Origin of the sequence: Spirulina sp. CCNP1310 (genome assembly GCF_034932185.1) — a bacterium.
GTDB lineage: Bacteria > Cyanobacteriota > Cyanobacteriia > Cyanobacteriales > Spirulinaceae > Spirulina.
Window position 1 is genome coordinate 107,257 of record NZ_JAYGHW010000003.1, and the last position, 9,480, is coordinate 116,736.

The window sequence follows — 9,480 nt, forward strand, 5'->3', positions numbered from 1 at the left end:
GGGTTTGGGAGGAAATGAGGCCATGGCTGTATTCAGGGGTGCGCGGGGACAAGCGGGGTTTACGTTGGTGGAAATGTTGATCGTGATTGTGCTGATCGGCATTTTGGGCAGTATTGCGGTGGTGACTTGGCAGGGTTTTTTTGAGCGGCAAAGGTTGGTTCAATCGAGCGATCGCCTCTTTCTCACGCTCCAATCCACCCGCGAAACCGCTAAACATCGCCATCTCCCCTGGCAAGTGAGCATCCGCCAAGGAGCCAACCGCGTCGAATTTGCTGCCCATCCCGCCGATCCCGACCATACAACGCTGATCGCCCTGTGGGATGATCCCCAACAGTGGGAGCAATTGGCCCCAGGGGTGAGCATTGATCGAGTCAATGATCACAATCAGACAGAAACCACCATCACCTCCAAAACCATTGCCGAGGAAACGGTGTGGTTTTTTTTGTTTAATCATCAAGGTTGCCCCGTCCAGCACAGTTACAACTCCTGTACTGATACTCTAGAGCGCGGGCGGTTAGGATTGCGCATCGAAAGGGGTGGTAATGGGCCGCAGGTTTTGCGTCGCTGTGTGATTCTTTCGACCGCCTTGGGGTCAATGCGTCAGGGGCGCGGCCATACCCGCTTGGATCGTGAGGACAACAAATACTATTGTTATTAGGGGTGGCAGAGCCAGGGCGTGAGCGGCAAAAGTGAGAACAGAGATACCATGATTGAGGTAGGGGGATCGGGTTAGAATTAGGGGCGATTGGCTAGGGAAATTAGATCATGCTGCGATTGCTCCGGATTGAAAATTTTGCCCTCGTTGACCAGCTTGAACTGGAATTTGGCCCCGGCTTAAATGTACTCACGGGTGAAACCGGGGCGGGGAAATCGATTATTCTTGATGCCATTGATGGCGTATTGGGGGGCAAAATCACCAGCCGCCTGTTGCGTACCGGGAGCGATCGCGGCCTTGTGGAAGGTACATTTTTACTCTCCCCCCCCCTCAAAGCCTGGTTAGATGCCCAAGAAATCGACCTCATCGATGCCGATAGCCTCATTTGTAGCCGGGAATTTTCCGCCACCCAGGGGAGTTTACGCTCCCGTTCCCGAATTAATGGCGTACTGGTGAACCGGCAACAGGTGGGCCAACTGCGGGAGCATTTGGTGGAAATCACCGCCCAAGGCCAAACCGCCCAATTGATGATCGCCAGCCATCAGCGGGATCTCCTTGATGCCTATGGCGGCGAAGGGGTGCAGCAAGCAAAATTAGTGGTAGCCCAAACCTTCACCGCCTACCGCCAAGCCCAGCAAGCCCTCCAAGCCCGCCGCCAATCGGAAAAAGACCGCCTCCAACGCATCGATTGGTTGCAATACCAGCATCAGGAATTGGCGGGGGCTGATCTGCATGATCCCCAAGAATTAAGTCAATTGGAACAGGAGCGCGATCGCCTTTCCCATGTGGTGGAACTCCAACAAATGGGCTATCAAACCTACCAAGCCCTTTATCAAAATGACCAGGGGGGAGAGGCGATCGCCGACCTCCTCGGCCCCGTGGAAGCGCAAATTAAAGAAATGGCCAGCTATGACAGCCAACTTGAGGGCCTGTTAGAGATGGTGCAAAGCGCCCTAACCCAAATTGTCGAAGCCGGGCAAGTCCTCAGCCGTTATAGCGATAGCCTCGAATCTGACCCGGAACGGTTAGCGGAAGTGGAAACCCGCTTGACGACCCTGCGCCAACTCTGCCGGAAATATGGCCCCGATTTAGCCGATGTCATTGCCCATGGGGAGGCGATCGCCACCGAACTAGCCAACCTCACCAGCGGCGGCCAATCCATCGAAGCCCTCGAAGCCCAGGCAAGAGAATGTTATCAAACCCTCACAAAAGCCTGTGAACAACTACGCCACCAACGCCAACAGGCTGCCCAAAAACTGGCTAAACAAGTGGTAAAAGAACTCAAACCCCTCGCCATGGAAAAAGTCCAGTTTGACTGTCGGCTTTTGCCCCTTGAACCCACAGCCCACGGCGCGGATCAGGTGGTGTTCTACATCAGCCCCAACCCCGGCGAACCCTTGCAACCCCTCTCTGAAACCGCATCAGGGGGAGAAATGAGCCGGTTTCTGTTGGCCCTCAAAGCCTGTTTTTCCCAAATTGAAGCCCAGAATGCCGGTAAAACGTTAATTTTTGATGAAATTGATGCGGGGGTATCGGGGAAAGTGGCCCAGGCGATCGCCCTCAAACTCCACCACCTCAGCCGTCCCCACCAAATCCTCTGCGTCACCCATCAACCCCTGATCGCCGCCCTCGCTGACCACCATTTTCGCGTCGATAAACAGGTGGAAAAAGCCAAGCACAACACCCCCCGTACCGTCGTGCGGGTCGTCCCCCTCACCCACCCCGACAGCCGCACCACAGAACTCGCGCAACTCACAGGGGGAGATTCGGCCCAAGAGGCGATCGCCTTTGCCCAATCCCTCCTCCACCAAGCCGCCCACCAACGCCGTTAACCCGAAGTACAACAGGATGCGATGACCGAGATCACCAAAAGACCCCTAAATGAGTGGACAGAGGGAAAATTACCAGTATTATTGAGGCTAACTGGTCATCACAAGAGGATTTAGTCGTTAAAATACTCTCAACTTCAAAATATTCTCAGACCCAGACACCCTAGAGCACTATGACTGCTGCATCTCAACCCACAAAACTTGAGTATTCCGGGCAGACTGTCGATGTTGTCCCGGCAGGGGAGGAAGCTCCGACAGAATTGAATCACGGGGGGGAGACCAACGGCTCAACCAGTGCCCTCGTTTCTGCCAAGGGAACCTTTTCAAATTTTCTCGCCCCCCTGAATAAGGATAGTTTTCAGCGGGTTGTGGTTGAGGTGGAAGACAAGCTCAAGGTGGTGAATCAGACCCTGAGCTTGCTCGATAGCATTATCGACAGTCAAGGCTTTGACTCCGTTCTTGATGAAATGTTGCGATCGATTACCCTCAAAACCGGGGAATTGCTCGGGGCTGATCGCACCACCATCTATTTACTCGATGATGATCAAAATGAACTGTGGTCGATCGTCGCTAAAGGCAGCGACGGCAAGCCCATTGAAATTCGCATTCCCGTAGGGCGGGGGATTGCGGGGGAAGTGGCCCAGTTTAAACAGGTGATTAACATCCCCTTTGATTTTTACGACGACCCCCGCTCCGAAGCTGCGAAGGAATTCGATAAGCGCAATAACTACCGCACCTATTCGATGCTTGCCCTGCCCCTTTTGAGTCAGGACGGGGAATTGGTGGCGGTGGTGCAACTGATTAACAAATTGGAACCGGGGCGATCGCCCGATATCCCCCTCGCCGAGCGCATCTCCCACACCGGCTTTACCGATGAAGATATTGATGTCTTTGAGAACTTTGCCCCCTCGATTCGCCTCATCCTCGAATCTTCCCGCTCCTTCTACAAAGCCACCCAGCGGCAGCGGGCTGCCAACGCCCTGATTGAGGCCACCAACTCCCTCAGCAAAGGCAACCTCGATCTCGATACCACGCTGCGCACCGTCATGGATGCCGCCAAAAAACTGATGAACGCCGATCGCAGCACCCTCTGGCTGATCGACGACGAGAAAAACGAGATCTGGACAAAAATCCCCCTACCCAATGGCAAGACGTTGGATCTGAATGTGCCTATTGGGGTGGGTTTTGCGGGTCATGTAGGTAAAACCGGGGAAACCCTCAATATTGGCTTCGACCTCTATGAGCATCCCATGGCGGAAACCTCCAAAAACACCGACGAAAAAACCAAATACCGCACCTGTAGTCTGCTCTGTATGCCGGTCTACAACTCCGATAACCAGTTAATTGGGGTCACGCAATTGGTGAACAAGATCAAACAGGGGGATCACCCCCCCTATGATCCGACCCAGTGGCCCAACGCGCCGGAATGCTGGAAAGCCAGCTTCAACCGCAGTGACCAAGAGTTCATGAAGGCGTTCAACATCCAAGCCGGGGTGGCGCTCCAAAATGCCAAACTCTTTGCGAAGGTGAAGCAGCAGGAGCAGATGCAGCGGGATATCCTGCGCAGTCTCACCAATGGTGTGATTTCCACCGATAAAAACGGTGTGGTGTTGGCGGTCAACGAGAAAGCCGAGGAGTTGCTGGGGTTTGGCAAAGATAACCCTATGGAAGGCAAGCTCATGAGCGAGTTGTTGGAAATTAAGGGTAAAGATACCGCTGAAAAAACCGAAGCCGGTCGTAAGGGGGACTTTTCAGAATCCTTTGAGCGGGCATTGCATCCGGTGGAAAATAAAGACCGCCAGCAATATTACCCTGACCAAACGATCATTTCTGCTGCCGGGGAAGAGCATAGCGTTAACCTCTCAATTAACTCCATTTCCGATGTGGCAGACCCCTCCAATGTGTCGGGGGCGTTGGTGGTGATGGATGATATTAGTGATGAGAAGCGGCTCAAGAGTACGATGTACCGCTATATGAACCAGGAGTTAGCGGAGCAGTTACTCGATGGGGGGGAAATTTTATTGGGAGGCGATCGCAAGGAAGTTTCCGTCCTCTTCTCTGATATTCGTAGCTACACCAGCCTCACGGAAAAACTCCAGGCCGAAGAAGTGGTGCAGATGCTCAACGAGTATTTTGAAGAGATGGTGGAATCGGTGTTTAACCACAAGGGCATCCTCGATAAATACATTGGTGATGCGATGATGGCGGTGTTTGGTACGCCGAATAAATTGGAAGATCACGCTCTGATGGCCACGCAAAGCGCTTTAGATATGCGTCGCCGCCTGAAGATCTATAACGATTCCCGCGCCGCCCAAGGTAAAGACATTATTAGAATTGGGATTGGGATCAATTCTGATTTTGTGATCAGCGGCAACATTGGCTCTAGTAAGCGGATGGAATTTACTGCCATTGGGGACGGGGTAAACCTCAGTTCGCGGTTGGAGGCAGCAAGTAAACAATACGGTTGCGATATTGTGATTAGTGAGAATACTTATCACCAATGTAAAGATCATATTGTCGTGCGGGAACTGGATTGTATTCGGGTGAAGGGGAAAACCCAGCCGGTGAGTGTTTACGAAGTAGTGGAGGAATTGGGGAATCCTTTACCGCCCAACCATGAGGAAGTGATTGAACTTTATCATCGCGGGCGACACCTCTATACGCACCAAAACTTTTCCTTAGCCCTCTCCTATTTTGCGACGATTTTGGAGTTAGAACCAAAGGATAAGGCGGCCTATTTACATATCAACCGCTGTCAGCATTTCCTCAAAACCCCACCCTCCAAAGATTGGGATGGGGTGTGGACAATGACGACAAAGTAGGGGCGTTGGCGTAAGCCTGCCGGAGGCACAAAAATCTTTCGCCCTTCCCCTCCTAGGCCCTTCGTGACTAGGCTCCGCCTAGTCATGTCCCATGGAGGCTCTGCCTCCTCCCCTCTGATAGCGGCAGAGCCGCCCTATTCCCGTACCATGGCAGAGCCATGGCACGAGGCTCACGAGATTTAACCCAATTTTTCGGTTGGGGTAGGGCTAGGGGGGTTGAGGCTGCGGAAATAGAGACCACCGACGAGGCTTAAAAAGAGGCCGTAGGCGAAAATTTGCACGCCGTAGAGGGTTTCACGATAGCCGAAGAGGGTTTTTAAAATAATGCCGGGGAATTGATGATCCGGGAGGATGGCGCGACCATCCCAGACTAATGGCCCTAGTAAACAGGCCTTGCCCCCTGACCAACAGAGCCAAGCCATGGCGGGATGGAGTTCGACCCAGGCGATCGCCGCCCCATCGAGATGACGCAGGGCAGAAATCACCAGGCCCGAGACAATCAGCAGCAAAAAGACCCCCATGATTTGGAAAAACTGTTTAAGGTCGATGCGCACACCCCAGCGGAAGAGGAGGAAGCCCACAATAATGGCTCCGATGAAACCGGCGATCGCCCCCAAAATCGGAATCCAACCCTGTTGAAATTTCGCTACCAAAAAAATCACCGTTTCAAACCCTTCCCGCAAGACCGCCGTCGCCACCAGGCTAAACACACCCCAACTCGCGGCCCCCGTCAGGGCAGCCGCCACCGTCCCCTCTACCTCCGCTTTGAGGGTGCGGGCTTGCTGCGTCATCCAGATCAGCATCCAACTGAGCATGGCGATCGCCACCACCCCTAACCCCATTTCCAGGAGTTGACGCACTAACACCGCTTCGGCAGTTTGCCCCTGGCCCACCCGTTGCAGGAGTCCGATCAACAAACCCCCCACGACGACACTCCCGGCGAGGCCCGCCCCAATCCCCAGATAAACGGCTTTCACGAGCCGGGGCTGTTGAGCTTGGCGAATACAGGCAAGGACAATCCCCACGACGAGGGCGGCTTCCACGCCTTCCCGGAGCGTGACTAAAAAAGTGGGAATGGCGGCGCTCCAATCCATAATGCTCTCTGTTGCTTGCTTGCAGGTTGAGCATGAGGGTACAGCTTCTGATCAGGATTGGCAAGGGATGGGCGGATCGCTAACTCCGCAATACATAGCCCACGCCTCGCACCGTATGGATCAAACGCTGGGGATTATGCACCTCTAACTTAATCCGCAACGCCCGCACATAGACTTCAATAATGTTGGATTCCCCCATGAAATCGAAGCCCCACACCTGTTCGAGGATTTGATCTCGCGTCAGGACTTGGCGGGGATGGCGCAGGAGTAGTTCTAACAGATCAAATTCCCTGGCGGTGAGTTCGATCGCCTGTTGGTTGCGATAGACTTCGCGGGTGAGGCGATGGAGGGAGAGGTCGGCAAAGGTGAGCAGGTCGGATTCCGTAGCATGGCTGCGGCGCAATTGGGCTTTTACCCTTGCTAACAGTTCCTCAATACTAAAAGGCTTGGTGACATAATCATCGGCTCCGGCATTTAAACCCGTGACGCGATCGCTCACTTCATCCTTGGCGGTGAGCAAAATTAGTGGCACTTGTACCCCGGTATTGCGTAACCGTAAACAGAGATCAACCCCCGAAATTCCCGGCAACATCCAATCCACAATTAATAACTGAAACGGTTGATTGCGGGCGAGAGTAAGTCCATCCATGCCATTATTGGCAACAGTGACACAATAGCCTTCTAGCTCCAATTCTCCCGCGATAAAAGCAGAAAGCTTCCCGTTATCTTCAATCAGTAAAATGTGATCAGCCATGGGTTTGCCAGAGAGGAAGACTGAGGGTAAATGTGCTGCCTTTGCCGGGTTGGGAACGGAGCGTAATGTGGCCTTGCATCCCTTCAATTAGACTTTTAGCGATCGCCAACCCCAGCCCCGTCCCTTGCTGCGATCGCGCCTCATCCCCCCGATAGAACCGCTCGAAAATCCGCTGTTGATGGGGGAAAGGAATACCAATGCCGCGATCACACACATGAATCATCCCCACCCCTTCCCCCCGTTCTAACACCAATTCAAGGGGTTGATCCAGGGCAGAATATTTCAAACCATTATCCACCAGATTAATTAATACCTGTTGTAACCGATCCTGATCGGCACAGACCACCAGATCCGCCGGGGGAGCTTTGAGGGTAATGGGGCGATCACTCACCGCCTCACTCATGGCCACCACCTCAGCTACTAATGTATTTAAACTCACGGGATTAAGGCGAAAATGAAGGTGGCCACTATCAGCCCGCGCCAGATCTAATAAATCCTCCAACATCCGAATTGTCCGCTCTGCTTCCGCCGTTGCCGTTTCAATAGCCTGCTGTTGATAGGCACTTAAATTCGTTCCCCGCCGCAACAAACTTTGTAAATATCCCACCACCACCGTTAAGGGTGTACGCAACTCATGGGAAACATTGCCCACAAATTGCCGTTGTTGCTCCCAAGCCCCCGATAGGCGCAATAACATCGCATTAAAAGCTTGGGCTAGTCCTAAAATTTCTGCTGGTGCTTCCTGGAGTTGCAATTGTGCGCCGCTGAGGTCATCAGCGGAAACTGCGCTAGCCACTTGACTCATCGCCGCGAGGGGCTGCATCGCCCGGCGAATCCGTTGGGAAATTGTTGCCATTAACAACACAATGGCCACCATACTCACCCAAAATAAACCCCACAAACTGGCATTTAATTTTTGTTGATCGAGGGTAATATCCTGGGAAAGATAGAGCTTCCCCACGGTTTGCCCCTTAACCGTAATCGGTGTACCACAGAGAACAATATTGCGATCGCCAAACCGCACCACCTGGGGTTTTACTGGTACTGCGGGCATTTGGTTGACATCCCCTAACAGGATCGTCGTGGGTTGAGTTATGGTAGATTGAGCCAACACCCGTCCATCTTCCCCCCGCACCCACACCATCAACCCGGGCCGAGAAACCCGCTTAATGGTGCGATCTAAACCCGTTTCTATGGAACCCATCTCACTATAAAGTTCCAACTGATCTGGAAAACGCATCGCAATATATTCGAGGGTTTGTTTATGGGCTGCTACCAAATTTTGCTCCATCTGCCAAGCAGCCCACATGGCAACAGTTCCCAGTCCTAAAATTGAAATTGTCACCAATTCTAGAGTGAGGCGAAATTGCAAAGAAGACGGCACAAGTTGGATACGGAGCCAGCGAGGGATAATCATTTTAAATTCAAGTTTCCAGCAATTTTTAGCCACAATTGGCATGGATAGAAGGGTTTAAAATAAGTTTGCTGTCCCCTGTTGGGGGTCAAATCTAAACCGCTGTTGATAATTGGTTTCACCATAGAGATTAAAGCTAATTGTGGGTTCATCTCCGAGGGCTTCGACTTGGTGAATGGCATCGGGAAGAAAGGTGATCAGATCCCCAGGGAAGAAGGTCAGATCGCCCGCCGCTTCAATGTGGTTAGGATTGGTTAAACTTCGCCGCCAAAAACGATTTTTTTCCTGCCCTGCCAAGAGGGCAACAATTCCCCAAGTCCCATGGTTATGAATGGGGGAAACCGTCCCCCCTGCCCAAGCCACCATCTGGACGGTTAGGGGAAAATCTGGCTCATCGTAGAGCATCGATACTGACCAGCCGGTTTCTGGATCGGGGAGCGAAACACTCCAGGCTAACCAGGGGGAATTTTCGATCAAGGTTCGCACCAAGGGACAAATGAGCTTCAGCCGTTGGCGATCGCTCTCCACTCTTACCAAGATATCCTCAACATCAGTTAAAAAGCGATAGAGGCGATAGGGTTGGGGTGGGGGTTCAGGGTGAAGATGGGTTTGGGCGGTACAGGTTCCGCGCTCATCGATGAGCCAATCTTGTCCGGCCATGTTTTTTTACGAAAATAGTGCGGGAGTCTGAAAGCCCCGTCGCTTTAGCGCGGGGATGAAAGACGACAGGGCGACTTTAGTCGCCGTCCTTGCAGGGCGGCTTATATTGTGCGCTAGGATATAGACATGATTGTACTAGAGTTTAAAGCCTACGGAAAGCCCCAGCAATTCAGCGCCATAGACGAGGCGGTGAGAACAGTCCAGTTTATCCGAAACAAAGCCATCCGTTATTGGATGGACAACCGGGGAACT

Annotated in this window: 7 protein-coding genes and 1 pseudogene; 4 read left to right on the top strand and 4 right to left on the bottom strand. The window is 52.7% G+C overall.

Annotation, left to right across the window (positions count from 1 at the left end; genetic code table 11):
• Positions 1–22 precede the first annotated feature (22 nt).
• The 3 genes from VB712_RS01740 (at position 23) to VB712_RS01750 (ending at position 5,306) form a co-directional block, all read left to right on the top strand.
• Positions 23–658 (top strand): type II secretion system protein, encoded by a 636-nt coding sequence (locus tag VB712_RS01740; protein ID WP_323251499.1) that lies wholly within the window; start codon positions 23–25, stop codon positions 656–658.
• A gap of 107 nt (positions 659–765) precedes the next feature.
• Entirely contained in the window at positions 766–2,487 is a 1,722-nt protein-coding gene (gene recN, locus VB712_RS01745) for a DNA repair protein RecN (protein ID WP_323251501.1), read from the top strand.
• A 170-nt stretch (positions 2,488–2,657) separates the two neighbouring features.
• Positions 2,658–5,306 (top strand): GAF domain-containing protein, encoded by a 2,649-nt coding sequence (locus tag VB712_RS01750; RefSeq protein ID WP_323251502.1) that lies wholly within the window; start codon positions 2,658–2,660, stop codon positions 5,304–5,306.
• A 179-nt stretch (positions 5,307–5,485) separates the two neighbouring features.
• On the opposite strand, the gene VB712_RS01755 is transcribed toward VB712_RS01750, so the two are convergent.
• The 4 genes from VB712_RS01755 to VB712_RS01770 form a co-directional block, all read right to left on the bottom strand.
• Positions 5,486–6,400, bottom strand: a complete 915-nt coding sequence (locus VB712_RS01755) for an FTR1 family iron permease (RefSeq protein WP_323251504.1) — start codon at positions 6,398–6,400, stop codon at positions 5,486–5,488.
• A gap of 79 nt (positions 6,401–6,479) precedes the next feature.
• On the bottom strand, positions 6,480–7,154 hold the full coding sequence (locus VB712_RS01760) for a response regulator transcription factor (RefSeq protein ID WP_323251506.1): 675 nt from the start codon (positions 7,152–7,154) through the stop codon (positions 6,480–6,482).
• Positions 7,147–8,571, bottom strand: coding sequence for a sensor histidine kinase (locus VB712_RS01765; protein ID WP_323251508.1), 1,425 nt, complete (start codon positions 8,569–8,571; stop codon positions 7,147–7,149). The genes VB712_RS01760 and VB712_RS01765 overlap by 8 nt, the downstream gene beginning before the upstream one ends.
• A 54-nt stretch (positions 8,572–8,625) precedes the next feature.
• Entirely contained in the window at positions 8,626–9,228 is a 603-nt protein-coding gene (locus tag VB712_RS01770; RefSeq protein ID WP_323251510.1) for a cupin, read from the bottom strand.
• Positions 9,229–9,354: 126 nt separating this feature from the next.
• On the opposite strand from VB712_RS01770, the pseudogene VB712_RS20345 reads away from it, so the two are divergent.
• Positions 9,355–9,480 (top strand): annotated as a pseudogene (locus VB712_RS20345) (RNA-guided endonuclease TnpB family protein); the annotation flags it as partial.